The sequence below is a fragment of the Stenotrophomonas sp. GD03680 genome (genome assembly GCF_029844625.1).
Lineage (GTDB): Bacteria > Pseudomonadota > Gammaproteobacteria > Xanthomonadales > Xanthomonadaceae > Stenotrophomonas > Stenotrophomonas maltophilia_P.
On record NZ_JAOCKC010000003.1, the window covers coordinates 225,244 to 251,885 of the forward strand.

The 26,642-nt window shown below is 67.6% G+C and carries 26 protein-coding genes; 17 read left to right on the forward strand and 9 right to left on the reverse strand.

Annotated features, from left to right (window positions below):
* Positions 1-78: 78 nt before the first annotated feature.
* Complete coding sequence (locus N5J29_RS05295; protein WP_061479351.1) at positions 79-558, reverse strand: tRNA (cytidine(34)-2'-O)-methyltransferase; 480 nt, start codon at positions 556-558, stop codon at positions 79-81.
* Between the two features lie 69 nt (positions 559-627).
* The gene (locus N5J29_RS05300; RefSeq protein ID WP_065182052.1) at positions 628-1,104 is read right to left on the reverse strand and encodes a hypothetical protein; all 477 of its coding nucleotides are present in this window, start codon (positions 1,102-1,104) and stop codon (positions 628-630) included.
* Between the two features lie 415 nt (positions 1,105-1,519).
* Here N5J29_RS05300 and N5J29_RS05305 point away from each other — a divergent pair, with 415 nt between their 5' ends.
* The 4 genes from N5J29_RS05305 (at position 1,520) to N5J29_RS05320 (ending at position 6,856) form a co-directional block, all read left to right on the forward strand.
* Complete coding sequence (locus N5J29_RS05305) at positions 1,520-4,369, forward strand: pitrilysin family protein (RefSeq protein ID WP_053518421.1); 2,850 nt, start codon at positions 1,520-1,522, stop codon at positions 4,367-4,369.
* Positions 4,370-4,466: 97 nt separating this feature from the next.
* Positions 4,467-4,784, forward strand: coding sequence for a DUF4156 domain-containing protein (locus tag N5J29_RS05310; protein WP_053518422.1), 318 nt, complete (start codon positions 4,467-4,469; stop codon positions 4,782-4,784).
* Positions 4,785-4,887: 103 nt separating this feature from the next.
* Positions 4,888-5,904, forward strand: a complete 1,017-nt coding sequence (locus N5J29_RS05315) for a 3-oxoacyl-ACP synthase III (RefSeq protein ID WP_008264841.1) — start codon at positions 4,888-4,890, stop codon at positions 5,902-5,904.
* A gap of 61 nt (positions 5,905-5,965) precedes the next feature.
* Positions 5,966-6,856, forward strand: coding sequence for an alpha/beta fold hydrolase (locus N5J29_RS05320; RefSeq protein ID WP_053518424.1), 891 nt, complete (start codon positions 5,966-5,968; stop codon positions 6,854-6,856).
* A 91-nt stretch (positions 6,857-6,947) separates the two neighbouring features.
* Here N5J29_RS05320 and N5J29_RS05325 read toward each other — a convergent pair whose 3' ends face one another.
* Positions 6,948-7,379, reverse strand: coding sequence for a YkgJ family cysteine cluster protein (locus N5J29_RS05325; RefSeq protein ID WP_053518425.1), 432 nt, complete (start codon positions 7,377-7,379; stop codon positions 6,948-6,950).
* A gap of 104 nt (positions 7,380-7,483) precedes the next feature.
* Here N5J29_RS05325 and oleC point away from each other — a divergent pair, with 104 nt between their 5' ends.
* The 3 genes from oleC (at position 7,484) to N5J29_RS05340 (ending at position 10,405) form a co-directional block, all read left to right on the forward strand.
* The gene (oleC, locus tag N5J29_RS05330) at positions 7,484-9,142 is read left to right on the forward strand and encodes an olefin beta-lactone synthetase (protein WP_164151107.1); all 1,659 of its coding nucleotides are present in this window, start codon (positions 7,484-7,486) and stop codon (positions 9,140-9,142) included.
* Entirely contained in the window at positions 9,139-10,128 is a 990-nt protein-coding gene (oleD, locus tag N5J29_RS05335; RefSeq protein ID WP_111186525.1) for a 2-alkyl-3-oxoalkanoate reductase, read from the forward strand. Before oleC ends, oleD begins: the two co-directional genes overlap by 4 nt.
* A 121-nt stretch (positions 10,129-10,249) precedes the next feature.
* Positions 10,250-10,405 carry a DUF1328 domain-containing protein gene (locus N5J29_RS05340; RefSeq protein WP_004153593.1) on the forward strand — a complete coding sequence of 52 codons (156 nt, stop codon included), beginning with the start codon at positions 10,250-10,252 and terminating at the stop codon, positions 10,403-10,405.
* Positions 10,406-10,488: 83 nt separating this feature from the next.
* Here N5J29_RS05340 and ddlA read toward each other — a convergent pair whose 3' ends face one another.
* Positions 10,489-11,574: a D-alanine--D-alanine ligase gene (gene ddlA / locus N5J29_RS05345; protein ID WP_164151108.1), complete on the reverse strand. Its 1,086-nt coding sequence runs from the start codon at positions 11,572-11,574 to the stop codon at positions 10,489-10,491.
* A 137-nt stretch (positions 11,575-11,711) separates the two neighbouring features.
* On the opposite strand from ddlA, the gene N5J29_RS05350 reads away from it, so the two are divergent.
* The 4 genes from N5J29_RS05350 to N5J29_RS05365 all read left to right on the forward strand — a co-directional run bounded on the left by N5J29_RS05350 (position 11,712) and on the right by N5J29_RS05365 (position 15,408).
* Positions 11,712-12,347, forward strand: a complete 636-nt coding sequence (locus N5J29_RS05350) for an SCP2 sterol-binding domain-containing protein (RefSeq protein ID WP_053518430.1) — start codon at positions 11,712-11,714, stop codon at positions 12,345-12,347.
* The gene (ubiB, locus tag N5J29_RS05355; RefSeq protein WP_065174173.1) at positions 12,344-13,999 is read left to right on the forward strand and encodes a ubiquinone biosynthesis regulatory protein kinase UbiB; all 1,656 of its coding nucleotides are present in this window, start codon (positions 12,344-12,346) and stop codon (positions 13,997-13,999) included. Before N5J29_RS05350 ends, ubiB begins: the two co-directional genes overlap by 4 nt.
* A 5-nt stretch (positions 14,000-14,004) precedes the next feature.
* Positions 14,005-14,583 carry a class I SAM-dependent methyltransferase gene (locus N5J29_RS05360; protein WP_053518433.1) on the forward strand — a complete coding sequence of 193 codons (579 nt, stop codon included), beginning with the start codon at positions 14,005-14,007 and terminating at the stop codon, positions 14,581-14,583.
* Between the two features lie 87 nt (positions 14,584-14,670).
* Entirely contained in the window at positions 14,671-15,408 is a 738-nt protein-coding gene (locus N5J29_RS05365) for a pseudouridine synthase (protein ID WP_053518434.1), read from the forward strand.
* A gap of 33 nt (positions 15,409-15,441) precedes the next feature.
* On the opposite strand, the gene N5J29_RS05370 is transcribed toward N5J29_RS05365, so the two are convergent.
* A complete protein-coding gene (locus tag N5J29_RS05370) occupies positions 15,442-15,969 on the reverse strand; it encodes a DUF2059 domain-containing protein (RefSeq protein WP_065174175.1) in 528 nt (175 codons plus the stop codon).
* 134 nt (positions 15,970-16,103) lie between these two features.
* Between N5J29_RS05370 and arfB the strand changes: the two genes are divergently transcribed.
* The 3 genes from arfB to dcp all read left to right on the forward strand — a co-directional run bounded on the left by arfB (position 16,104) and on the right by dcp (position 19,410).
* Complete coding sequence (gene arfB, locus N5J29_RS05375) at positions 16,104-16,535, forward strand: alternative ribosome rescue aminoacyl-tRNA hydrolase ArfB (protein ID WP_005420755.1); 432 nt, start codon at positions 16,104-16,106, stop codon at positions 16,533-16,535.
* A gap of 46 nt (positions 16,536-16,581) precedes the next feature.
* Positions 16,582-17,142 (forward strand): lysophospholipid acyltransferase family protein, encoded by a 561-nt coding sequence (locus tag N5J29_RS05380; RefSeq protein WP_227255266.1) that lies wholly within the window; start codon positions 16,582-16,584, stop codon positions 17,140-17,142.
* Positions 17,143-17,253: 111 nt separating this feature from the next.
* Positions 17,254-19,410, forward strand: a complete 2,157-nt coding sequence (dcp, locus tag N5J29_RS05385; protein ID WP_065174176.1) for a peptidyl-dipeptidase Dcp — start codon at positions 17,254-17,256, stop codon at positions 19,408-19,410.
* Positions 19,411-19,557: 147 nt separating this feature from the next.
* Here the strand turns inward: dcp and N5J29_RS05390 are convergent, their stop codons facing one another.
* Both N5J29_RS05390 and N5J29_RS05395 read right to left on the reverse strand, forming a co-directional pair.
* Positions 19,558-20,004, reverse strand: a complete 447-nt coding sequence (locus N5J29_RS05390) for a hypothetical protein (RefSeq protein ID WP_053518439.1) — start codon at positions 20,002-20,004, stop codon at positions 19,558-19,560.
* A 3-nt stretch (positions 20,005-20,007) separates the two neighbouring features.
* Positions 20,008-20,409, reverse strand: coding sequence for a hypothetical protein (locus N5J29_RS05395; RefSeq protein ID WP_065174177.1), 402 nt, complete (start codon positions 20,407-20,409; stop codon positions 20,008-20,010).
* 249 nt (positions 20,410-20,658) lie between these two features.
* Between N5J29_RS05395 and lepB the strand changes: the two genes are divergently transcribed.
* The gene (lepB, locus tag N5J29_RS05400) at positions 20,659-21,285 is read left to right on the forward strand and encodes a signal peptidase I (protein WP_065174178.1); all 627 of its coding nucleotides are present in this window, start codon (positions 20,659-20,661) and stop codon (positions 21,283-21,285) included.
* A 121-nt stretch (positions 21,286-21,406) separates the two neighbouring features.
* Entirely contained in the window at positions 21,407-22,663 is a 1,257-nt protein-coding gene (locus N5J29_RS05405) for an MFS transporter (RefSeq protein WP_065182046.1), read from the forward strand.
* Positions 22,664-22,704: 41 nt separating this feature from the next.
* Here N5J29_RS05405 and N5J29_RS05410 read toward each other — a convergent pair whose 3' ends face one another.
* Both N5J29_RS05410 and N5J29_RS05415 read right to left on the reverse strand, forming a co-directional pair.
* Positions 22,705-23,613, reverse strand: a complete 909-nt coding sequence (locus tag N5J29_RS05410) for a LysR family transcriptional regulator (RefSeq protein WP_065174180.1) — start codon at positions 23,611-23,613, stop codon at positions 22,705-22,707.
* A gap of 308 nt (positions 23,614-23,921) precedes the next feature.
* The gene (locus N5J29_RS05415) at positions 23,922-24,890 is read right to left on the reverse strand and encodes a LysR family transcriptional regulator (protein ID WP_164151111.1); all 969 of its coding nucleotides are present in this window, start codon (positions 24,888-24,890) and stop codon (positions 23,922-23,924) included.
* Positions 24,891-24,999: 109 nt separating this feature from the next.
* Between N5J29_RS05415 and aceB the strand changes: the two genes are divergently transcribed.
* Positions 25,000-26,622: a malate synthase A gene (gene aceB / locus N5J29_RS05420; RefSeq protein ID WP_053518609.1), complete on the forward strand. Its 1,623-nt coding sequence runs from the start codon at positions 25,000-25,002 to the stop codon at positions 26,620-26,622.
* Positions 26,623-26,642 lie beyond the last annotated feature (20 nt).

The following is a 26,642-nucleotide window of genomic DNA, read 5'->3' on the forward strand; positions in this document are numbered from 1 at the left end:
GTGCGGACCAAGGTCCGCACCCACCATAAGCAGGTCACACGTACGTGTAGAGCCGAGCCCATGCTCGGCTGCTTCCTCTCACGCGCCGCCGGCAAACCCGTGCTGCCGCCAGGCTTCATACATCACCACGGCAACGGTGTTGGAAAGATTGAGGCTGCGGTTGTCCGGCCGCATCGGCAGGCGCAGGCGGCGGCCATCCGGCAGTGCATCGAGCACGTCCTGCGGCAGGCCGCGGCTTTCCGGGCCGAACAGGAAGGCGTCGCCCTCTTCAAAGGCCACGCTGTCGTAGCGCACGCTGGCGCGGGTACTGAGTGCGAACAACCGATTCGGTGCGATCCGCGCCAGCGCGGTGTCCAGATCCGGATGCACCTGCAGGCGCGAGTACTCGTGGTAGTCCAGGCCGGCGCGCTTGAGCTGCTTGTCTTCCAGTGCGAAGCCGAGTGGCTCGACCAGGTGCAGCTGCGCGCCGGTGTTGGCGCAGAGCCGGATCACATTGCCCGTGTTGGGCGGGATTTCCGGTTGGAACAGGATCACGTGGAACTGGGGTGCGGCATTCATCGGCGCAGTGTACCTGCGACGGCGGCCTGCTTTACGGCGCGCGCCCTGCGCGGGGCAGGGCGGCACCGCTTACGGGCGCAGCAGGACCTGGGCGGTTTCGGTGGCCAGGGCCTGCAGGTCGGCCGCGCTCGGACGCACCTGCAGGGTCGGCAGGTTGACGATCACCTGGTTGGCGACGCTGGTGGCGGCGGCGGCCAGGGTGGCGGCGTAGCGCTGTGCTTCCAGTTCGGCGGCCAGGGCGACGCGCTGTTCCAGGCTCGGGCGCACTTCCACCGCGGCCAGGGTGGTGATCGGCAGGGCGGCGGCGACGGGGGCGGCGGTGAAGCCGTCGCGTTCGGCCAGCTGGTCGGCGCTGGGGCGCACTTCCACGGTGGCCAGGGTCGGAATGCCGCTGGCCTGTTCCCAGGCCTGCTGGGCCAGCTGGTCGGCGGCCGGGCGAACCTGCACGGTGGCCAGGGTCTTGATGGATTCGGAGGCCTGCACCGACGAAACAACCGCGGTGCCGGCGATCAGGGCGATGGCGATGGCAATGGTCTTGGCGTTCATGACGGGGCCTGTTTAGTGTTGTTGAGCGGTGGTGTGGTAGTAAGGTAGAACACCAATTCGGGGGATGCAAGGGAAATTTTCGATTTCTTGCATTTGTTCAGTCTTCAGTCAGCTTTTGTCTGAAGCCCTTCTTGGCGCAGGAAGTACCAAGCAAACCCCGTGCCAACTTTTAATCATTGATTTGAAAGGGTTTTTATTCCGCCTGAAAGTGTCCGCGGGGCGGACACCTGTCCATCCGAGGGGGCGCGGACACTGTCCGGACGCAGGGGCGGGGGAGACGTGACTGCTGTCGGGGGCCGCCGACAAGGCCCTGAACGGCTACGGGGGCAAACACCCCCAGTGACTGCTGGCGGATTCCGGGCCCCGGATGGGCGCGCTAGGATCGGGCTTCACCAACGTGACCAAGGATCCGGAAATGTCTCTCGCCCTGCGCCCGCGTGCTGCACTGCTCGCTGTTGCCCTCAGCACTGCCCTGGGCACGCTCGCGCCCACTCCTGCACTGGCGGCCAAGACGGTCACGCCGGCCAAGGTCGATATTCCGTTCGAGCAGTTCACCCTGCCCAACGGGCTGCGCGTGATCGTGCATACCGATCGCAAGGCGCCGATCGTGGCGGTCAACGTCTGGTATCACGTCGGCAGCAAGGACGAGCCTGCGGGCCGCACCGGTTTCGCCCACCTGTTCGAACACCTGATGTTCCAGAGCAGCGAAAACCACGACGGCGAGTATTTCGAACCGTTCAAGCAGGTGGGTGCCACCGGCCAGAACGGCACCACCAATACCGATCGCACCAATTACTTCGAGAACGTGCCGACCACCGCGCTGGACATGGCGTTGTGGATGGAGTCGGACCGCATGGGCCATCTGCTCGGTGCGATCGACCAGGCGGCGCTGGACGAGCAGCGTGGCGTGGTGCAGAACGAGAAGCGCCAGGGCGAGAACCAGCCCTACGGCCAGGCCTGGGAGAAGCTCAACCGTGCGATGTACCCGGCCGGCCACCCGTATCACCACAGCGTGATCGGCTCGATGAACGACCTCAACGCGGCCTCGCTGGATGACGTCAAGACCTGGTTCCGCACCTGGTATGGCCCGAACAACGCGGTGCTGGTGCTGGCGGGCGATATCGACGTGGCCACCGCCAAGGAGAAGGTGGCCCGTTACTTCGGCAGCATCCCGGCCGGTCCGAGCATGGCGCAGCCGAAGGTCGACGTGGCCAAGCGCCCGGCCGACACCCGCGAGACGATGACCGACAAGGTGCCGCAGTCGCGCATCTACCGCGCCTGGAACGTGCCGCAGGTCGGCACCACCGACGTCGACCAGCTGCAGCTGCTGGCCTATGTGCTCGGCGGCGCCAAGTCCTCGCGCCTGAGCCAGCGACTGCAGCACCAGGACAAGCTGGTGGACAACATCAGCGCCGGCGCCTACGCCTCGCAGCTGGGTTCCAACTTCATCGTCATGGCCACGGTGAAGCAGGGCCAGGATCCGGCCAAGGTCGAGAAGATCATCGACGAAGAACTGGACCGGTTGATCAAGGAGGGCCCCACGGCCGACGAGCTGGCGCGTGCCAAGACCGGCTCGCGCGCAGCGTTCATCCGCGGCATCGAGCGCATCGGTGGTTTCGGTGGCAAGGCCGACGCACTGGCCGAATGCGCGGTCTACACCGGCGACCCGGGCTGCTTCCGCACGTCGCTGGCCAACATCGACAAGGCGACCGCGGCCGACCTGAAGCGCCTGGGCGCACAGTGGCTGGACGTCGGCAGCCACACGCTGGTGGTCGAACCGGGCGAGCGCGTGGCGCTGAAGGAAGATCCCTCACAGGCGCCGAAGCCGTTCAACGTGCCGGCCGTGGACCCGAAGTACAGCACCCTGCCGGAGCAGGTGGACCGCAAGGCCGGCGTGCCGCAGACCCGTGAATTCCCGCAGCTGAAGTTCCCCGCCCTGCAGCGCGCCACGCTGAAGAACGGCACCCAGGTGGTGCTGGCCGAGCGCCACGAGATTCCGGTGGTGCAGTTCAGCTACCAGTTCCCGGGTGGATTCACCGCCGACCAGGGCCGCAAGCCGGGCACCGCCAACTTCACCATGAACCTGATGACCGAAGGCGCCGGCAAGCTCGGCTCGCTGGCCTTCGCCGATGCCGCCGATGCGCTGGGTGCCAGCCTGGACGCCGGTGCCGGCCTGGATTCGGTGACCGTGGACCTGTCGGCACTGAAGGAGAACCTGGTGCCATCGCTGGCCCTGTACCGCGATCTGCTGCGCGAGCCGCGCTTCGAACAGGCCGAGATCGACCGGGTCAAGGCCACCTGGATCGCCGGCATCCAGCAGGAGAAGGTCAACCCGAACGCGGTGGCCATGCGCGTGCTGCCGCCGCTGCTGTACGGCAAAGGCCATCCGTACGCCATTCCGTTCACTGGCAGCGGCGATGAAGCGGCCATCAGCAGCCTCACCCGCGAGGATCTGGTCGACTTCCACCGCGACTGGCTGCGCCCGCAGGACGGCACCCTGATCGTGGTTGGCGATACCACGCTGGCCGAGATCGTGCCCCTGCTGGACAAGCAGCTGGGCGACTGGAAGGCCACGGGCGATGCGCCGCAGGTGAAGGCGGCCACCGATGTGGCGCTGCCGAAGGGCCCGCGCGTGTTCCTGATCGATCAGCCGGGTGCGGTGCAGGCAAACCTGTTCGCCGGCCAGGTGGTGCCGCCGTCCAGTGACGCCAGCTCGACCCGCTTCGATATCGCCAACGGTGTGATCGGCGGTGACTTCACCTCGCGGCTGAACATGAACCTGCGCGAGGACAAGCACTGGTCCTATGGTGCGCGCAGCAGTGCGCCGAACTCGGTCGGACAGCGGCCGTGGGCGGCCAGTGCCCCCGTGCAGATCGACAAGACCGGCCCGGCGCTGGCCGAGATGCAGAAGGAAATCGTCGAGTTCAGCACGGGCAGCAAGCCGGCCACCGCTGCCGAGGTCAACCGCATCCGCAACATCCAGACGCTGAGCCTGCCGGGCGCCTATGAGACCGCCAGTGCGGTCGCCGCGACCATCAGCAGCATCGTGCAGTTCAAGCGGCCGGATGACTATGTGCTGCGTCGCAAGGCCGAGATCGAGGCGATGACGCCGGCCCAGGTGCAGCAGGCTGCGGCCGAGATCAAGCCGCAGGCGCTGACCTGGGTAGTGGTGGGCGACCTCAAGCAGACCGAGGCGGCCGTGCGCGCGCTGAACCTGGGCGAGGTGACCGTGCTGGATGCCGAAGGCAAGCCGGTCAAGAAGTAAGGGACAGGCCTGCCCGCCACGGCGGGCAGGCCTCCCGGCTACCCTCGATTCAGGCGGTTCAGGCAGAATCCCCCTCATACCCTTCCAGGATCTGCCCATGCGCGTTCTGCTGCTTTCCTCCCTGCTGCTCACCGTCACCGCCTGTACCTGGGTGCCGATCGAACCGGCCGGGAAGACCGTCCGCGTGCTGCCGGCCGGGCCGGCGCCGACCGGCTGCATCACCAAGGGCGAGGTGGTGGTCACCGTGAAGAGCAAGGTCGGCTTCTACAACCGCAACCCGCTGCGCGTGCAGGAAGAACTGGAAACGCTGGCCCGCAACGAGGCCCCCAGCGCCGGCGCCAATGCCGTACAGGCCGCCGCACCGCCGGCCGATGGCAGCCAGCGCTTTGCCGCCTTCCAGTGCCCGCCGCGCTGAATCCTTCACCATACGGGCAAGCCTGAATTCGTAAAGATGCGGTGAAGGCCCGGGGGGTTATAGAATAGCGCCCCCTTTTGCCTGAGCCTTGGCGCTAACCTCGATGCTCTTCAAGAATGTCTCGATCGCCGGCCTGGCACACGTCGATGCGCCTCATACGCTGACGACGAAGGAAATCAACGAACGCCTGCAGCCGACGCTGGACCGGCTGGGCATCCGCACCGACGTGCTCGGCGATATCGCCGGCATCCACGCCCGCCGCCTGTGGGACAACGGCGTGCTGGCCTCGGACGCGGCCACCATGGCCGGTCGCAAGGCACTGGAAGATGCCGGCATCGAAGCCACCCAGGTCGGCCTGCTGGTCAATACCTCGGTCAGCCGCGACTACCTGGAGCCGTCCACGGCCTCCATCGTCTCGGGCAATCTGGGTGTCAGCGACGAATGCATGACGTTCGATGTCGCAAATGCCTGCCTGGCCTTCATCAACGGCATGGACATCGCGGCGCGCATGATCGAGCGCGGTGACATCGACTATGCGCTGGTGGTGGATGGCGAAACCGCCAACCTGGTGTACGAGAAGACGCTGGAGCGCATGACCGCGCCGGACGTCACCGCCGACGATTTCCGCAACGAACTGGCGGCGCTGACCACCGGTTCGGGCGCTGCCGCCATGGTGATGGCGCGCTCGGAACTGGTGCCGGATGCCCCGCGCTACAAGGGCGGCGTCACCCGTTCGGCGACCGAATGGAACCAGCTGTGCCTGGGCAACCTGGACCGCATGGTGACCGACACCCGCCTGCTGCTGATCGAAGGCATCAAGCTGGCGCAGAAGACGTTCACTGCGGCCAAGATCGCGCTGGGCTGGGCGGTGGAAGAACTGGACCAGTTCGTCATCCACCAGGTCAGCCAGCCGCACACCGCAGCGTTCATCAAGAACTTCGGCATCGACCCGAAGAAGGTCATGACCATCTTCGGCGAGCACGGCAACATCGGCCCGGCGTCGGTACCGATCGTGCTGAGCAAGCTCAAGCAGCTGGGCAAGCTGAAGAAGGGTGATCGCATCGCGCTTCTGGGCATCGGCTCGGGCCTGAACTGCTCGATGGCCGAAGTGGTCTGGTAAACAGACCCCTGCGTTGAATCCTGGGGCCGGTACTACCGGCCCTTTTTACAGGTGCGACCCGATGTCCAAGCTTCCCGGTTACCCCGCCCATCCCCAGCGCTTCGAGGTCCGCCCCGGCCTGTCGATGAACTATCTCGACGAGGGCCCGCGCGACGGTGAGGTGGTGGTGATGGTGCACGGCAATCCGTCGTGGAGCTATTACTGGCGCACGCTGGTGGCCGGCCTGTCGGACAAGTACCGTTGCATCGTGCCCGACCACATCGGCATGGGCCTGTCGGACAAGCCCGATGACCGTGGCTATGCGTACACGCTGCAATCGCGCGTGGATGACCTGGATGCGCTGCTCAGGCACCTGGGCATCACCGGCCCGGTGACCCTGGCCGTGCACGACTGGGGCGGCATGATCGGCTTTGGCTGGGCGCTGTCGCACCACGCGCAGGTCAAGCGGCTGGTGGTGCTCAACACCGCCGCGTTCCCGATGCCGGCAGCGAAGAAGATGCCGTGGCAGATCGCGCTCGGACGGCACTGGAAGATCGGCGAGTGGATCATCCGCACCTTCAATGCCTTCTCCGCCGGCGCATCGTGGCTGGGCGTTGAGCGGAAGATGCCCGCCGACGTGCGTCGCGCGTATGTATCGCCGTACAACAGCTATGCCAACCGCATCAGCACCATCCGCTTCATGCAGGACATTCCGCTGGGCCCGGCCGACAAGGCGTGGTCGCTGCTGGAGCGTGCAGGCAAGGCGCTGCCGTCGTTTGCCGATCGCCCGGCCTTCATAGGCTGGGGCCTGCGCGACTTCGTGTTCGACCACCATTTCCTGCAGGGCTTCCAGGCGGCGCTGCCGCAGGCCCAGGTGCATGCCTTCAAGGACGCGGGCCACTACGTGCTGGAAGACAAGCACGAGGTGCTGGTGCCGGAGATCCGCGCCTTCCTGGACGCGAACCCGATCTGATCGGATCCCCTCGGTAGCGCCGGGCCATGCCCGGCGCTGTCGTACAGGGGTCAGAGCCCTTCCGTGCCGGAAACGGGCCCGACCCCGACCGTCACGCCGCGATCGGCGCCTGCGGCGGAGACGACGGGCTGCTGCCGTTGTCGTCCGGATGATCGTCGTCGTTGTCCGCCTCGTCGCGCCAGCGCCAGTCGGCCAGCGTCAGCGGGTCCAGGCCGTAGGCGATGCGGGCCTTGTCGCACTGCGGGCTGGCCTTGCCGTACTCCCATGAGGCATCCACTTCGCGGCACACGCTGGGCCGGTTGGGGTGGATCGTGCAGCGCGAATACACGCCGATCTGCGCATCCAGTGCCACGCAGCGCACCGGTTTGGAGTGGGTGCCGCGCATGCACAGGCGATGCGGGTCGAGCACTTCGGTCAGCTGGTGGGGCACGCCGCCCGGGGTGACCTCGTCCGATTCCATCCAGTGGAAGGCCACGCGGTACTGGGTGCAGCAGGCGCCGCAGGTCATGCAGGGGTGTTGCATGGGCAAGCCGCCTCGGGCGGCAGTCGGAATCGGGAACGAGGCTGCGGATTTTCCACGAAGTGAGCCGCCGCGCAAGAAATTCCGTAAGCGGCGACAATGAACGGATGAACCGACCCTGCAACATTGCTGCGCGGTTGCCTGAACTGGCCCGTGAACGCCCCGACCAGATCGCCATCCGCTGCCCCGGCCGCCGCGGCGCCGGCAACGGCATGGCGGCCTACGATGTGACCCTGGACTATCGGCAGCTGGATGCCCGCAGCGACGCCATGGCCGCCGGCCTGGCCGGCTACGGGATTGGGCGCGGCGTGCGCACGGTGGTGATGGTGCGGCCCTCGCCGGAGTTCTTCCTGCTGATGTTCGCCCTGTTCAAGCTGGGTGCGGTGCCGGTGCTGGTCGATCCCGGCATCGACCGGCGCGCGCTGAAGCAGTGCCTGGACGAAGCCCAGCCGGAGGCCTTCATCGGCATCCCGCTGGCCCACGTGGCACGGCTGGGGCTGCGCTGGGCGCCGTCGGCGACCCGCCTGGTCACGGTGGGACGGCGGCTGGCCTGGGGCGGGACCACCCTGGCCGCGCTGGAGCGCGCGGGCGCGCAGGCCGGGCCGATGCTGGCGGCCACCGATGGCGAGGACATGGCCGCGATCCTGTTCACCAGCGGCTCCACGGGCGTGCCCAAGGGCGTGGTCTACCGCCATCGCCATTTCGTCGGCCAGATCGAGCTGCTGGGCAGCGCCTTCGGCATGGAGGCCGGCGGGGTGGACCTGCCGACCTTCCCGCCCTTCGCCCTGTTCGATCCCGCATTGGGGTTGACCTCGGTGATCCCGGACATGGACCCCACGCGGCCCGCGCAGGCCGATCCGGCACGCCTGCATGATGCGATCCAACGCTTCGGCGTGACCCAGCTGTTCGGCTCGCCTGCGCTGATGCGGGTCCTGGCCCGCCATGGCCGGCCGCTGCCGTCGGTGACCCGGGTGACCTCGGCCGGTGCCCCGGTTCCGCCGGATGTGGTCGCCACCATCCGTGGCCTGCTGCCGGCCGGCGCGCAGTTCTGGACGCCGTACGGTGCCACCGAATGCCTGCCGGTGGCGGTGGTGGAAGGCCATGAACTGGAGCGCACCCGTGCGGCCACCGAGGGCGGTGCGGGTACCTGCGTGGGCAACGTGGTGGCCCCGAACGAAGTGCGCATCATCGCCATCGACGATGCACCGCTGGCCGACTGGTCGCAGGTACGCGTGCTGGCCACCGGCGAGGTGGGCGAGATCACCGTGGCCGGCCCCACCGCCACCGACAGCTATTTCAATCGTCCGCAGGCCACCGCTGCGGCGAAGATTGCCGAAACGCTGGCCGATGGCAGTACCCGCATCGTGCATCGCATGGGCGATGTCGGCTATTTCGACGCGCAGGGCCGTTTGTGGTTCTGCGGACGCAAGACCCAGCGCGTGGAAACCCCGCACGGCCCGCTCTACACCGAACAGGTCGAGCCGGTGTTCAACACGGTGCAGGGCGTGGCACGCACCGCGCTGGTCGGCGTGGGTCCCGCGGGCGCGCAGGTGCCGGTCCTGTGCGTGGAACTGCAGCGTGGACAGTCCGACAGCCCGGCGCTGCATGAAGCGCTGCGCGCCCTTGCCGGCGCACGCCTGCCCGAGGCCGGGCTGCAGCACTTCCTGGTGCATCCGGCGTTTCCCGTCGATATCCGTCACAACGCCAAGATCGGCCGCGAGAAGCTCGCCGTCTGGGCCAGCGCCGAACTGGAGAAGCGCGCATGAAGATCCTGGTCACCGGTGGTGGTGGTTTCCTTGGCCAGGCGCTGTGCCGCGGGCTGGTCGAGCGCGGCCACCAGGTGCTGGCATTCAACCGCAGCCACTACCCGGCGCTGCAGGCGCTGGGAGTGGGCCAGATCCGTGGCGACCTGGCGGACCCGCAGGCCGTGCTGCATGCGGTGGCCGGTGTCGATGCGGTGTTCCACAACGGTGCCAAGGCCGGCGCCTGGGGCAGTTACGACAGCTACCACCAGGCCAATGTGGTCGGCACTGACAATGTCATCGCTGCCTGCCGTGCGCATGGCATCGGCAGGCTGGTCTATACCTCCACACCGAGCGTGACCCATCGTGCCACCCACCCGGTGGAAGGACTGGGCGCGGACGAGGTGCCCTACGGCGAGGATTTCCAGGCGCCGTACGCGGCGACCAAGGCGATCGCCGAACAACGGGTGCTGGCCGCCAACGACGCGACGCTGGCCACGGTGGCGCTGCGCCCGCGCCTGATCTGGGGGCCGGGTGACCAGCAGCTGGTGCCGCGCCTGGCCGAGCGCGCACGGCAGGGCCGGCTGCGCCTGGTCGGTGATGGCAGCAACAAGGTCGACACCACCTACATCGACAACGCCGCGCTGGCGCACTTCCTGGCATTCGAGGCGCTGGGCCCGGCGGCGGCCTGCGCCGGCAAGGCCTACTTCATCTCCAATGGCGAGCCACTGCCGATGCGCGAGCTGGTCAACAAGTTGCTGCAGGCCGTGGGCGCCCCCCCTGTGGAGAAGGCAATCAGCTTCAGGACCGCCTACCGGATCGGTGCGATCTGCGAGCGCCTGTGGCCGCTGCTGCGGTTGCGCGGCGAGCCGCCGTTGACGCGTTTCCTCGCCGAGCAGCTGTGCACGCCGCACTGGTACAGCATGGAGCCGGCGCGCCGTGATTTCGGCTATGTGCCGCAGGTCAGCATCGAGGAAGGGCTGCGTCGGCTGCAGGCCGCGTCGTCATGACGGCAGCCTCACGGCGCTGAAGACTTCATCGCGCGCAGAACCGGCCATCACCGGTTGCACACCGCCGGACCGGGAGGATGGACCCCACGCCACCCACGGCCGAATATCTGCGAGGAGCGCCATGCTGCATTACGCCGTCATTTTCTTCGTCATCGCCATCATCGCCGCCGTGCTCGGTTTCTCCGGCATCGCCGGCGCGGCCAGCAACATTGCCTGGATCCTGTTCGTGGTGTTCCTGGTCCTGGCGGTGATCTCGATGTTCCGCAAGCGCGGCTAGTGAGCCCCGGAGCAGTGCCGGTCGATGGCCGGTACTGCTCCGGCGGAAGCGGTTGTTTGCTGTAGTACCGGGTACTGCCTGGCCTACAGCAGCCTCTGATCGGCTTCGTGCCGTTCCAGCGCCAGTTCGATCAGGCGCGTGATCAGCGTGGTGTAATCCACGCCACTGGCGCCCCACAGCTTCGGGTACATGCTGATGCGGGTGAAGCCCGGCAGCGTGTTGACCTCGTTGATGACGACGCGGCCATCGCCGGTCAGGAACACATCCACTCTGGCCATGCCGGCGCACTCCAGCGTCTGATACGCCTGCAGGGCGATCTGCCTGATCCGCTGCTGGGTGGCATCATCGATGTCGGCCGGGACCACAACGTCGGCGCCATTCTCGTTGAGGTACTTGGTGTCGTAGGCATAGAACTCGTCGTGCACCACCACTTCGCCACACACGCTGGCCTGCGGCTGCTCGTTGCCGAGCACCGCACATTCGATCTCGCGGCCGGCCACGGCCGCTTCCACCAGAACCTTGTGGTCGTAGCGCAGCGCCCGTTCCAGCGCGGCCGCGAAGCCGGCAGCGTCCTTGACCTTGCTCACCCCCACCGACGAACCCTGGTTGGCCGGCTTCACGAACAGCGGCAGACCGAGCTGGGCGATGACGCCGTCGACATCGATGTTCGCAGCCTGGTGGCGACGGATGCACTGCCAGGGCGCCACCTGCAGGCCGGCATCGCGCAGCAGGCGCTTGGTCACGTCCTTGTCCATGGCCACGGCCGAGCCCAGCACCGGTGAACCGACGAAGGGCAGGTTGGCCATGCGCAGCAGGCCCTGCAGCGCGCCATCCTCACCCAGCGGACCATGCACGATCGGCAGGACAACGTCGATCTGGCCGAGCACGGCAGCCGGATCGGCGGGCTGCAGCTGCGCCTGTCCGGCGCCCGGGTGCACCGACAGCGCGACGCCGGACCGGTGCAGCGCGATGCGCGCCGGATCATCGGCGTTGAGCAGGAAGCTCCCGGCCTGGCTCAGATGCCATCGGCCCTGCTTGTCGATGCCGATCAGCACCGGCTCGAAGCGCTCGTGGTCGAGTGCGTCGAGGATGTTCTTCGCCGACTGCAGCGAGACTTCGTGCTCGGAGGACGTACCACCGAAAATGATGCCGACCCGGGTCCTGCTCATGGGCAATGCGATGTCCTGGACGTTGCGTGGCCCCACAGCATGGACCTTCCTTCGCCCGGCAGGTGAGGCGGAGATGAACCCGCACCCATCCGCGCTGCCCGGCCCAAGCCCGGCACTCACGAAGGTAGAATGGGGCCATGGCTCTTTCCCTGCTCAAGTCCCTCAAGCCGGTCGCCGGCCGTGCCCTGCAGATCGCCCTGAACCGCGCCCTGGCGCTGGATCCGGATACCCGCCACGCGTTGGCCGGTCTGGATGGCCGCCATATCGATCTGACCCTGGAGGCTCCTGCGCTGGCCATGCGCATCAGCGTTGACGGTGACCAGCTGCGGGTGGGGCCGGTGGATGCGCAGGAAGCCGATCTGGCCGTACGCAGCAGCCTGTCGGGGGTGCTGGCCCAGCTGCCGCTGCTGGCCAATGCCCGGCGCGCCGACAGCACCGGCAAGGGACGCGTGCGCGTGGCCGGCGATGCCGAGCTGGCGCGCCGCCTGCAGCAGCTGGCCAAGGGCTTCGACCCGGACTGGCAGCAGCCGTTCGTCAGCGTGTTCGGCGAGGTGCTGGGCGTACAGGTGGCCAACACACTGCGCGGCGCGCTGCAGCACGCCCGCCAGGGCGTGATCGATCTGGCGCACAGTGCAGCCGAATTCATTACCGAGGAATCGCGCGACGTGGTGCCGCGCGCCGAGCTGGACGCGTTCCACGACGATGTGGATGTGCTGCGCGATGATGTCGAGCGCCTGGGTGCACGCGTGCAGCGCCTGCGGGGTGCGGCATGAAGGCGGTGCTGCGGGCCAGCCGCATCGGCCGGGTGATCCTGCGCTACCGCCTGGATGACCTGCTGCAGGACACGCCGGCCGAACGCTGGCTGCGCCTGGCCAAACCCTTCGTTCCGCGGGCCTCTGCCGACATCGCCGCGCAATCGCGTGGCGCACGCCTGCGCCTGGCGCTGCAGGACCTGGGTCCGATCTTCGTCAAGTTCGGGCAGATCCTGTCGACCCGTCGCGACCTGGTGCCGCCGGACGTGGCCAACGAACTGACCCTGCTGCAGGACCGGGTCAAGCCGTTCGACGGCGACACCGCGCGCCGCATCGTCGAGGACGCGCTGGGCCTGCCGGTCAGCGAAGCCTTTGCCAGCTTCGATACCGAACCGCTGGCGTCGGCCTCGATCGCGCAGGTCCATGCGGCCACGCTGGCCGATGGCCGCCAGGTGGTGGTCAAGGTGCTGCGCCCGGGCATCGAGAAGCAGATCGACGCCGATATCGCCCTGCTCAATTCACTGGCCGCGCTGGTTGAGCGCACCCACCCGCGTGCCGACAAGATCCGCCCGCGCGAAGTCGTGGCGGAAGTGGAGAACACCCTGGCCGCCGAGCTGGACCTGCAGCGCGAAGGCGCCAACGCCAGCGTGCTGCGCCGCTTCTGGGAGAACTCCGACGACCTGTACGTGCCGGAAGTGATCTGGAGCCACACGGCCGAGCGCGCGCTGACCCTGGAGCGCGTGTGGGGCATTCCCTCCGATGACATCGTGGCACTGGACGCCGCCGGGATCGATCGCAAGGCGCTGGCCGCCAAGGGCGTGCGGGTGTTCTACACCCAGGTGTTCCGCGACAACTTCTTCCACGCCGATGCGCATGCCGGCAACATCTGGGTCGACCCCGATCCGGCACGCCGCAGCGATCCGCGCTTCATCGCGCTGGACTTCGGCATCATGGGCCAGCTGTCGCAGGAAGATCAGTACTACCTGGCCGAGAACTTCATGGCCATCTTCAACCGCGACTACCGCCGCATCGCCGAGCTGCACGTGCAGGCGCGCTGGATGCCGGACCACGTGCGCATCGACGACCTGGAAGCGGCGGTGCGGTCGGTGTGCGAGCCGTACTTCACCCGCCCGCTGTCGCAGATCTCGCTGGCGGAAGTGCTGATGAAGCTGTTCCGCGTGGCGCAGCGCTACCAGCTGACGCTGCAGCCGCAGCTGATCCTGCTGCAGAAGACCCTGTTGAACATCGAAGGCGTCGGTCGCCAGCTCGACCCGCAGATCGATATCTGGGCGGTGGCCAAGCCGGTACTGGCGAAGATCCTGCGCGAGCGCTACAGCCCGCGCAGGGTGATGCGCGAGCTCGGCAAGCGCCTGCCGGAAATCATGACCCACGCACCGGACATGCCACGCCTGGTGCATGCCTGGCTGACCCAGCAGGTGGAGGGACGTCACGAGCTGGCGATGCGCTCGCGCGATCTGGTATCGCTCGATGCCAGCGTGCAGCGCCTGCAGAAGCATGCGGTCGGTGCCATCACCGGCGTCGGCCTGCTTGCCATTGCCGCCTTGATGTACGTGCTGCAGCCGCCCGGCTGGTACTGGGGCGACCTGCCGATGTGGAGCTGGCTGTCGGGCGCGGTGGGTGTGGCCGCATTGGCCCGGGCGTGGTGGAAGTAGCCGGCGTGCTGCAGGCGCTCAAGGACGAACTGGCGCGCTTTGGCGCCGACAACGATGCGCGCGAAAGCGAGCGGGCCCGGCGCATGCTCAACATCACGCCGGATACCGGTGCGCTGCTGTCGCTGCTGGTACGTTTCGGACAGGCGCGGCGCGTGCTGGAGATCGGCACCTCCAACGGCTATTCCACCCTGTGGCTGGCCGAGGCTGCCGCTGCCATCGACGGCCATGTGACCACGCTGGAGTACGCTGCCGACAAGGTGGCCCTGGCCGGCGCGACCTTCGCCCGCAGCGGCCTGCAGGCGCATATCACCTTGGTGCACGCTGACGCCGGGGCGTGGCTGGCGCAGGCGGCCGATGCCAGCATCGACCTGCTGTTCCTCGATTCGGATCGCGAGCAGTACGCTGGCTGGTGGCCGCACCTGCGCCGCGTGCTGCGGCCCGGTGGCCTGCTGGTGGTGGACAACGCGATCTCCCACGCCGAACAGATGGAGCCGCTGCGTGCAGCACTGGTGGCCGATCCTGATGTCAGCGTCAGCCTGGTGCCGGTGGGCAACGGTGAACTGCTGGCACTGCGCAACGTTTGACTGCCTCGCGGCACAAACCCGGGGTCAGATCCCTTTTCCGCAGGAAAAGGGATCTGACCCCATACAGGCCGCCCGTATAATCGCGCGGTGAGCACCGAACCCGATACCCTCGCCGCGGTCGAGACCGACACCGCCCCCCTTCGGCTCCTGCACCTGGATGAACGCCTGGCGGTGGTCGACAAGCCGGCCGGGCTGATGGTCCATGACAGCAAGCTGGCCCGTGGCGAAGATGATTTCCTGGCCGATCGCCTGCGTGAGCAGCTCGGGCGCCCGATCTTTCTGGTGCATCGGCTGGATCGTGCCACCAGTGGCTGCCTGCTGCTGGCTTTCGACCGTGACACCGCCAGTGCGCTGGGCAAGGCCCTGATGGGCGGCGAGGTGGCCAAGGACTACCTGACCATCTGCCGCGGCTGGCCGGCCGAGGCGTCTTGGCGGGTCGACCACGACCTCGACGGCGGCCCCGGAAAACCGGTCAAGAAGCCTGCCATCACCGACTTCCAGTGCCTGGCTACCGGCGAGCTGCCGGTGCCGGTCGGCGAGTTCGCCCGTTCGCGCTATGCGCTGCTGCGCTGCCAGCCGCAGACCGGACGGTTCCGGCAGATCCGCCGGCATCTCAAGCATCTTTCGCACCACATGATCGGCGATACCAGCCACGGCGACGGCCGCCACAACCGCATCTTCCGCATGCAGGGGGTGCACCGCATGCTGCTGCACGCCGAGCGCCTGCGTTTTCCCCATCCCGAGGGCGGCACGGTGGATGTGCGGGCGCCGCTGGACCGGGAATTCCAGAAGGCACTGGACCTGTTCGGTTGGCGGGTGGAGTGAAGGCAGCGCCGGGCATGGCCCGGCGCTACCGCCTCACTTCTTTTCGGGCTCGTTGACGATCGCTTCCAGATCCTTCTGCAGGTCGGCGAACAGCGGCTGCATGCGCGACTGGATGGCCACCATCACGTTCTGCATCAGCGCCGGGGTCTTGTCGAGCAGACTCTGGCCCGCCGGGCTCTCGTAGAACTCGGCCATCGCCAGCACGTCTTCCTTGCTGAAGGTCTTCTTGTAGAGATCCACGTACATCGGCCGCAGCTGCTGCCATGACAGGGCCTGGCGCAGGGTCTGGCTGGTCCGTGCCTGGATGCGCTTGAGCTGCTCCTGCTGCTGGGCATTGAGCTGGCGCTGCGACGCGACCTGCTGGAACTGCTGCTGCTGCATCGCCTCGATCTGCGGCAGCATGGTGTCGATCATGCTCTGCGCGCGGGAGGCCGACAGCAGGCGGTTGATGTCGCCGTCGGTCGGCGCGGCGGCCAGGACCGGGGCGCTGGCCACGGCAAGCGCCAGCAGAAGGGCAGCACGGCGTAGCAGGGCGGGCAGGGTGGATGCGGAGCGGATCATGCGAAGCTTCCTGCGGTACATGGGACGGCCAGCATACCCGCTGGCAAGGCGAAGGCGGCGTGTTCGGTGCCTGATCGGCGGCATACGGCGCGCGATGCCGCACTCCGCCACGTGGCTGCCGTTACAATGCGCGGATGGGCAGTGGACCGGTCACCATCAGCGCGCAGCTTGAAATCCCCGACGGCGAGATCGTCGAGCGTTTCGTGCGTGCCAGTGGTGCCGGTGGCCAGAACGTCAACAAGGTGTCCACCGCGGTGGAACTGCGTTTCGACGTGGCCAACTCGCCCTCGTTGCCCGAACCGTTGCGCGCGCGCCTGCTGGCGCGGCGTGACCGGCGGATGACCGGCGAAGGCGTGCTGGTCATCGACGCGCAACGCTTCCGGACCCAGGATCGCAATCGCGAGGATGCGCGCGAGCGGCTGGCGGCCTTCATCCAGGCCGGGTTGAGCGTGCCCAAACCGCGCAAGGCCACCAAGCCGACCCTCGGGTCGAAACTGCGTCGTCTGGACGCCAAACGCGGGCGCGCGCAGATCAAGCGCGGGCGCTCCTCACGTGACTGGGAGTGATTGCTTGAACAACCCGACTCCGTTGCTGCCGGCCATCCCGCCGAACATGCCGCAGGTCAGATCCAACCCGTTCCTGCGCTGGCTGGCGCGCTGCACCCTGCGCATGGGCGGCTGGAAGGTGGTCGGCACCCTGCCGGACATCCCGAAGCTGGTCTTCATCATCGCCCCGCACTCGTCCAACTGGGACGGGTTCTGGGGCATGGCGGCCAAGATCGCACTGGGCATGAAGGTCAAGGTGCTGGGCAAGGCGTCGCTGTTCTGGTGGCCGCTGGGCCCGCTGCTGCACCGGCTGGGCGTGATCCCGCTGGACCGCAGCTCGCCGCAGGGAACCGTCGGCCAGGCCGTGGACCTGATCCGCAACAACGACAGGATGTGGTTCGCGATCACCCCGGAAGGCACCCGCAAGGCGGTCAAGGAATGGAAGGCCGGATTCCTGAAGATCGCGCGGATGGCCGACGTGCCGATCCTGACCGCCTATTTCCATTATCCGGAGAAGGTCATCGGCGTCGGTCCGCTGTTCCATCCCACCGGCGATGACGTGGCCGACATGGCCGCCATCCGCGAGTTCTACCGGCCCTGGATCGGCAAGACCCGCGGCACGGTCTGAGCCGGCCGCCAGTGAAGGTCCAGAGGCCACGTCCGGCACATGCCGGGCGAGCACGACAGGAGTAGGGTGGACGGCCGGCATCCCATCCCGTCTGCCCAAGGAGCGTTTTACATGTCGCGTACCGTAGTCCTGGCCGCCGCCATCAGCCTGGCGCTGGCGGCCTGTTCCGGCAAGGAGTCCACCCCCGTGTCCGCAGCCCAGAATACCCCGGCCCAGCAGCCGGCCGATGCCTCCACCAACCCGCTGCTGAGCGCCAGCACGCTGCCGTTCCAGGCGCCGCCGTTCGACAAGATCAAGGACAGCGACTACCTGCCGGCGTTCGAGGAAGGCATGCGCCAGCACCTGGCCGACGTGCGCAAGATCGCCGACAACAGCGAGCCGGCCACCTTCGACAACACCATCGTGGCGATGGAGCGCAGCGGTGAGACCCTGACCCGCGTGTCGCGCATCTTCTTCGGCCTGGTGCAGGCCGATACCAACGATGCGCGCCAGAAGATCCAGGAAGAAGTCGCGCCGAAACTGGCCGCGCACCAGGACGAGATCAGCCTCGACCCGAAGCTGTTCGCACGCGTGAAGTCGCTGTACGACCAGCGTGACACGCTGGGCCTGGACCCGGTGCAGAAGCGCCTGGTCGAGCATTACTACGACGGCCTGGTGCGTGCCGGTGCGCAGCTGTCCGACGCCGACAAGGCCAGCCTGCGCAAGCTCAACGTGGAAGAGACCACGCTTTCCACCCAGTTCCATACCCGCCTGGTCGCCGCCACCGCAGCCGCTGCCGTCATCGTGGACGACAAGGCCAAGCTGGCCGGCCTGGATGAGAACGCGATCAACACCGCAGCTGCCGATGCGAAGGCGCGCAAGCTTGACGGCAAGTTCCTGCTGCCGCTGCAGAACACCACCCAGCAGCCGGTGCTTGGTTCGCTGAGCGACCGCGACCAGCGCGCCGCCGTGCTCAAGGCCTCGGAAACCCGCGCCGAGCGCGGTGATGCCAACGATACCCGCCAGACCGTGCAGCGCCTGGCCCAGCTGCGTGCGCAGAAGGCCAAGCTGCTGGGTTTCGACACCTTCGCCGACTACCAGCTGGGCGACCAGATGGCCAAGACCCCGGCCGCCGCGCTGAAGCTGCTGACCGACACCGTGCCGGCTGCCACCGCCAAGGCACGTGCCGAAGCCGGCGAGATCCAGAAGGTGATCGACGCGCAGAAGGGCGGTTTCCAGGTTGCGGCCTCGGACTGGGACTTCTACGCCGAGCAGGTACGCAAGGCCAAGTACGATCTGGATGAGTCGCAGATCAAGCCCTACTTCGAGCTGGACAACGTGCTGCAGAACGGCGTCTTCTACGCCGCCACCCAGCTGTACGGCATCACCTTCAAGCCACGTACCGACATTCCGACCTACCACCCGGACATGAAGGTGTATGAAGTGTTCGACAAGGACGGCACCTCGCTGGCCCTGTTCTACACCGACTACTTCAAGCGTGACAGCAAGTCCGGCGGCGCGTGGATGGACGTGTTCGTCGAGCAGGATGGCCTGACCGGCGCCAAGCCGGTGGTCTACAACGTCTGCAACTTCACCAAGCCGGCCGAAGGCCAGCCGGCGCTGTTGAGCTTCGACGACGTCACCACCCTGTTCCACGAGTTCGGCCACGCCCTGCACGGCATGTTCTCGAACGTGAAGTACCCCTCGATCGCCGGCACGGCCACCTCGCGCGATTTCGTCGAGTTCCCGTCGCAGTTCAACGAGCACTGGGCGCTGGATCCGAAGGTGTTCGCCAACTACGCCAAGAACTACAAGACCGGCGAGCCGATGCCGCAGGAACTGGTCGACAAGATCCTCAAGGCGCGCAGCTTCAACCAGGGCTACGCCACCACCGAGTACCTGTCGGCTGCGCTGCTGGACCTGGCCTGGCACACGCAGAAGGCCGACGCGCCGCTGCAGGATGTCGGAGCCTTCGAAGCCAGCGCGCTGAAGAAGTTCAAGGTCGATCTGCCGCAGGTTCCGCCGCGCTACCGCACTACCTACTTCGACCACATCTGGGGCGGTGGCTACTCGGCCGGCTACTACGCCTACTTCTGGGCGGAGGTGCTCGACCATGACGCCTTCCAGTGGTTCACCGAGAACGGCGGCCTGACCGCGGCCAATGGCCAGCAATTCCGCGACAAGATCCTCTCGCGCGGCAACAGCGTGGAGCTGTCGACCCTGTACCGCGATTTCCGCGGCAAGGACCCGTCGGTGGAACCGCTGCTGAAGTTCCGCGGGCTGAAGTAAGAAAGCGAAAACGGCGGGGGCGACCCCGCCGTTTTTCTTTCTGTAGCGTCGAGCCATGCTCGACGTTCTTCTGTAGAGCCGAGCCCATGCTCGGCTGATGTTTCCTGGAAACATCAGCCGAGCATGGGCTCGGCTCTACAAACAGCGTTACGTCCCCACGTGCACCCGGTTCGCCTGTTCGGCAAGGCCCAGGTGATCCAGCGCGATATCCAGCGCCAGCACGTAGCTCTGCGCGCCATAGCCGGCGGCGATGCCCAGGCGCTGGCCGATGCCGGCCGGCAGACAGGGCTCAGCCACCGCGCCGTCGTCATGCACCTCCACGTAGGCGTTGTGCAGATAGGGCAGCAGGCGCTGCAGACGCAGGCTGCCGGCACACGCGCCGGGATCGAGCAATGTCACTTCGCCGCGGCTGTGATCGGCCACGCGCAGGGCATCCAGCAGTTCCTGTTCCGAACCGCAGGCACGGATGGCCACGCTGGTGCCGGCATCGATCGCACGGTGTACCAGCGACTTCAGTACCGGTGCCGGCAGCGGCAGTGCGGTACGGATCAATGTGCCGGCCGCTTCCGGGCCGCGGATGATGAAGATCGACATGGCTCACCCCTCCTGCGCCAGGCGGCGGCCGACGATGGCCAGCGACAGCGGATAACCGGCCTGCTGGCTGCGCTGGTCGACCACCACCGCGGCCGGCCCATGCTGCAGGCGCAGGCGCGCGTCCAGGCCGGGTTCGCGGGCGCTCTGCAGTTCGATGTACTGCGCCGGCAGCCGCTCCAGGGCGGCCTGCAGCGCGCTGCCCTCGGCCTGCCATTGCGCCTCGTCGGCCACGCCCACGTCCAGCAGTACCCAGTCGGCCGAGCGCGCCTGCGGCTGGCACAGGCACTGGCGCACTTCGGACAGGCTGGCGCAGTCGCTGCACAGCACGCGGTGGCCGGACAACTGCGCCGGCAGCTGCGGACGCGGTGCCGATGAAGAGGCGTGGCGGATCACCAGGAGGGTCATACAACACCTTGCGGAAAGCGCCGTTCGGCGCGGTGGGCAGACGATGCGCGCAGTGCCCGTAAAGGTGCGATGCCGGGCGCCGGGCCCGGGCGTAAAACCTGCGTAACCCTGCATCGGCAGCGCCGGGCCATGCCCGGAGAGCACATGGCGCGGCCGTTCCAACACTCGGCCGGGCATGGCCCGGCGCGACCGGGAACCTCTTGCACCCGGATGGGGTCTGAAGACCCTGCCACCCCATCGGAACCTGACATGGATGCTGTTGCCCGACCGCCGTTCCCGCAACGCGCTCTCGCCTGGCTGAAGAAGGAGGCGCTGCCGCTGCTGCTCATGCTGGGCCTGCTCGCCGCCGCCCGCGACACCCTCGCCAATCATTACGTGGTGCCCAGTGGCTCGATGCAGCCGACCCTGCAGCCCGGTGACCGGGTGGTGGTGGACATGCGTGCCTATGGCCTGCGCCTGCCGTTCACCAACACGTCCCTGCTGTCCACCGGCCAGCCGCAGCGCGGCGAGGTGGCGGTATTCGATTCGCCTGCCGACGGCACCCGCCTGATCAAGCGGGTCGCCGCCGTGGCCGGCGACCACGTGCAACTGCACGAGGGCCACCTGAGCATCAACGGCCACCCGCTGCAGATGGCCGACCTGCAGGACGTGGAGGCCTTCGGCAGCCGCCGTGCCCGCCTGGACCTGGACATGGGCGGTGGTCCCGACATTGCGGACCTGGTGGTACCGGCCGGCAAGCTGCTGGTGCTGGGGGATCATCGCGGCAACAGTTTCGATGGCCGCTTCTTCGGCTTTGTCGACGCCGACAAAGTCTACGGGCGCGCGGTGGCCGTCTACTACCGCCGCGGCGATGGCTTCCAGTGGCAGCACCTGTGAGTTGAATCGATACGTCAGGGATATCAATCCTGACTTTTCAGGTTATGGATCGACTGGATGGACGGGCCTACTCTGGGGCCCGTTCCCTCCACCCCGGCCGCCCCTACGGCCCATCGATCCCATGACTGGCGAAACCGCCGCGGCCCCCGAACGTCGCTTCCCTCCTGCCGATTCCAGCCCCGAAACGCGCATCCAGCAGGGCACGCCAGCGTTCCGCCGCACGGCGGTCGCGCTGTTCCTGGCCGGCTTCTCCACCTTTGGCCTGCTGTACACGGTGCAGCCGTTGCTGCCCGAGTTCAGCCGCCACTTCGGCGTCTCCGCCGCCGGCAGCGCGATGTCGCTGTCACTGACCACCGGCACGCTGGCCGTGGCGATGCTGCTGGCCGGGCTGCTGTCCGACGCCGTGGGCCGCAGGCCGTTGATGATCGTCGCCCTGCTGGCCTCGGCCATCCTCTCGCTGAGTACCGCCCTGGTCGATGACTGGACCACGCTGCTGGTGCTGCGCACCCTGCTGGGCCTGGCCCTGAGTGGCGTGCCGGCGGTGGCGATGACCTATCTGGTCGAAGAAATGGACAGCCGCGCACTGGGCCTGGCGATGGGCCTGTACATCGGCGGCAACGCGATCGGTGGCATGAGCGGGCGCCTGCTCGCCGGCATCATCGCCGACCATTGGGGGTGGCGCTGGGGCATCGGCGTGGTCTCGATCATCGCCGTGGCCAGCACCGTGCTGCTGTGGCTGCAGCTGCCACCATCGCGGCATTTCCAGGCCCGTCGCGGCGGCCTGCGCCAGCTGCCGTCGCGCTGGCGCACGTTGTTCGCCGATCCTGGCCTGCCGTGGCTGTTCGCCACCTCCTTCGTGTTGATGGGCGTATTCGTCACCCTCTACAACTACCTCGGCTATCACCTGCTGGCGCCGCCGTACCACCTCAGCCAGACCGTGGTCGGGCTGATCTTCAGCGTCTACCTGGTCGGTACGTTCAGCTCGGCATGGATGGGCCAACAGGCCACGCGGTACGGCCGTGGGCGCGTCCTGTCGATCTCCTTCGTGCTTATCGGTGCCGGCATCGCGCTGCTGGCGATGCCGTGGCTGACCACGATGGCGCTGGGCATCGCGCTGGTGACCTTCGGCTTCTTCGGCGGTCATTCGGTCGCCAGCAGCTGGGTCGGCAGCCGGGCGGGCATGATGCGCGCGGAAGCCTCGGCACTGTATCTGTTCGCCTACTACCTGGGGTCGAGCGTGCTGGGCGGTGTGGGCGGGCTTGCCTACGCCGCGTGGGACTGGCTGGGGGTGTGCGCGTTCGCGGCAGTGCTGACCCTGCTTGGCGGTGGCATCGTCTGGGCGTTGCAGCAGCGCGCCCCGCAGCCGGTGACGGCCTGATGCTCGCCGGGCCATGCCCGGCGAGCGCGCAGCGCGGCGCTTCACTCTTCGGCGAATGCGCCGCGCAGCAGGCCGGCGAAGTTGCGGATCAGCGGCGTCACTCCCTCACGGCGCCATGCCAGCTGCACCTCCGAGTGCGCGCCGGCATCGGCCAGCGCGACAAAGCGCGCGCCTTCCACCCGGATGTGGTCGCACGAGGACGGCAGGATCGCCGCACCCAGGCCAGCCGCCGCCAGGCTGATCAGCGTGGACGCCTCACCGGCTTCCTGCACGATGCGTGGAGTGAATCCGGCAGCCGCGCACAGCGCGATCATGTGGTCATGGATGCCGGCGCCGGCACTGCGTCGAAAGGCCACGAACGGTTCCTGCGCGAACGCACGCAGCGACAGCGTTCCCTGTTCCGGGAGCCGGCGCAGGGCAGGGTGGTCGGCATGCACGATCAACGCCAGCGGATCGACGAACAGGCTGTGCGCAACCAGTTCCGGCGGCAGCGCGCGCTTGCGGATGATGCCCACGTCCAGTGAACCGTCGAGCAGGGCGTCGATCTGCTGCAGCGTGTTCATCTCGCTCAGCTGCAGCCGCACCTGCGGATACTGCTGGCGGTAGCGCAGGATCGAGCGCGGAATCTGCGGCGACAGCGGTGTGGCCCGGGTCAGCCCGATATGCAGCTCACCCTGTTCGCCGCGCTGTGTGCGCTGCACCTCGTCCATTGCCGTCTCCACCTGCTGCACGATGGCCCGCGCGCGCTCCTGCAGCAGTTCGCCGGCAGGCGTCAGCTGCACGCGGCGATGGCTGCGCACGAACAGGCGCGCCCCGATCAGGTCCTCCAGCTGGCGGATCTGCTGGCTGAGCGGCGGCTGCGACATGCCCAGCCGCTCGGCCGCCTGGCCGAAGTGCAGGGTCTCGGCAACGGCAAGGAAATAGCGCAGGTGGCGCAGTTCGATGGACATGCGCCCAGTCTATTCATCGCCGGCCGGAAATGAATCAGAGGTTGGATCCGACCCCGTGCCGACCAACGGTCGGCACCCGCCAACAGCAGCTGGCACTAAACAGCAGAGGGAAACTGTCGAAGGCGGGGTGGGTCCGGTTGCGGGGGTGTGAGCGGCATGGATGCCGCGACCAAGCCCCCATGGACGGGTTTACGGCGCCCCCCGCAACCGGACCCATCCCGCCGTCCCACACATAGCCAGCTGTTGCCGTTGCTTCGGCTTGAGGCTTCGGCAGGTGCAGGGCGGCAGCCCTGCAAACCAGAACCCCCTCACCGCTCGGAGTGCCCGCTCTGGTCGTAATCGCGCGGGCTGAACAGTTCCGGCTGGATCAGCTCGATGAACGCTCGTGCCTGCGCCGACAGCGCCTTGCCGCGGCGCACGATCACGCCATAGCTGCGCTCCGGGAACCAGCGCTTCATCGACCGCGCCGCCAGCCGCTCGTGGTCGGCCTCGTTCAGGCACAGCGCCGGCACGATGGAAATACCCATGCCCATCGCCACGTACTGCTTGATTACTTCCCAGCCGCCCACCTCGAGGGCGACGGTGTACGCGATGCGATGGCGCTGGAACACCTGGTCGACCAGACGGTAGGTGATCTGCCGCTTCGGCGGCAGCACCAGCGGATAGCGGGCGATGTCGGCCAGCTCCAGCTCCGCGCCCCGGGCCAGCGGATGGTCATGCGGCGCGATCAGCACCTGCTCGAAACGATAGGCCGGGGCGTAGCTGAGGTCGGCGGGCACGTCGGTCATCGAGCCGATGGCAAGGTCAGCGGCGTCCTCGCGCAGCAGGTCGGTGCCGTCCGCGCTGATCGCGTTGTGCAGGGTCAGGCGCACGTCCGGGTGATGCATGCGGAAGCGCTCGACGATCTTCGGCAGCAGGTACAGGATGGTCGAACTGTTGGCCGCGATGTTCAGCTCGCCCGCATCCAGCCCGCGCACCTTGTCGCGGAAGCGCGCCTCCAGCCCGTCCAGGCTCTCCACCAGCGGTTGTGCCATTTCGTACAGCAGCTGGCCCTCGCGGCTGGGCACCAGGCGGCGGCCGCTGCGCTCGAACAGCGGTACGCCCAGCTCCCGCTCCAGCGCCTGCAATTGCAGGCTGATGGCCGGCTGGCTGACGAAAAGCGCCTCAGCCGCCCGTGAGACTGAACCCAGACGCACGGTCTGGCAGAACGCACGCAAGGGCTTCAGGCGGTCGGATTTGTAGGAAAAACGAGGACTTGGCGAGCTGCGCGTGGTCATGGCGTAACGAGTATTAGCACAATTTATGTAAAGCATTGCAAAAACTGTTTTGCCAAATACTGAGCGCCAGCGGCACGGTGGAGACGTTCCCCACTGCTGGAGTCGTCCCATGTCCGCCGTCGCTTCCGCTGTTCCCTCCCCCGCCGCCAAGGCCACGCCCGGCATCGCCCTGGCGACCCGGGTGGCCGGCCAGGACACCCTGCTGCCGGCGCCGCTGCTGGCCCTGCTGGTGTCGCTGCACCGGGCGGTGGAGCCGGGTCGGCAGGCGCGGCTGCAGGCTCGCCGTGAGCGCCAGGCGTTCTTCGACCGCGGCGGCCTGCCGGACTTCCGTGAGGACACCGCCGCGATCCGCAGCGGCGACTGGACCGTCGCACCGCTGCCGGCCGCGCTGCAGGACCGCCGCGTCGAGATCACCGGCCCGACCGATCCGAAGATGGTCATCAACGCGCTGAACTCCGGCGCCAAGGTGTTCATGGCCGACTTCGAGGATTCGACCTCGCCGACCTGGCGCAACCTGCTGGCCGGGCAGCAGTCGCTGGCCGCTGCGGTGCGTGGTGACCTGGAGTACACCGCGGCCAATGGCAAGCACTACACCCTGCGCCCGTACGACGAGCAGGCCGTGCTGATCGTGCGCCCGCGTGGCTGGCATCTGGACGAGAAGCACGTCCGCATCGATGGCCAGTTCCTGGCCGGTGGGCTGTTCGACGCGGCGGTGTTCGCCTTCCACAACGCCCGCACGCTGCAGCGCAAGGATCGTGGCCCGTACTTCTACCTGCCCAAGCTGCAGAGCATGGAAGAGGCGGCCCTGTGGGAGACCGCGCTGTCGCACATCGAAGGCATGCTGGGCCTGCCGCACGGGCAGATCAAGGTGACCGTGCTGATCGAAACGCTGCCGGCGGTGTTCGAGATGGACGAGATCCTGCACGCGCTGCGCGACCGCATCGTCGGCCTGAACTGCGGGCGCTGGGACTACATCTTCTCTTACCTGAAGACCTTCCGCCGCCACGCCGACCGCGTGCTGCCCGAGCGCGGCCAGGTGACCATGACCCAGCCGTTCCTGAAGGCGTATTCGGAACTGCTGATCCAGACGTGCCACCGCCGGGGGGCACATGCGATGGGCGGCATGGCGGCGCAGATTCCGATCAACAACGACGCCGCTGCCAACGAGCAGGCGATGGCGCGTGTGCGTGCCGACAAGCTGCGCGAGGTGAGTGCAGGCCATGACGGCACCTGGGTCGCGCATCCGGCGTTGATTCCGGTGGCGATGGCGATCTTCGACGAGCACATGCCTGCGCCCAACCAGCACCACGTCCTGCGTCAGGACGTGCGCGTGGGCCGCGACGAACTGATCGCGCGTCCGCCGGGCACCATCACCCGCGCCGGCTTCGAGGGCAATGTCGAAGTCTGCGTGCGCTACCTGGCCGCGTGGCTGGACGGCAACGGTTGCGTGCCCATCCATCACCTGATGGAAGACGCGGCAACCGCCGAGATCAGCCGCAGCCAGTTGTGGCAGTGGCTGCATACCCCGGGCCAGCAGCTGGACGACGGCACTGCCATCGACTTGGCACTGCTCGACACCACCCTGGCGCAGTTGCCCGCACGCCTGGGTGATACCACGGCGCTGCCCGGCGGCGCGCGCATCGGCGAAGCCATCGCCCTGCTTGGCGAACTGAGCCGCAACGATGAACTGACCGACTTCCTGACCCTGCCGGCCTACGCGCGCATCGACTGATCCCCGCGCCCGTTTCCACG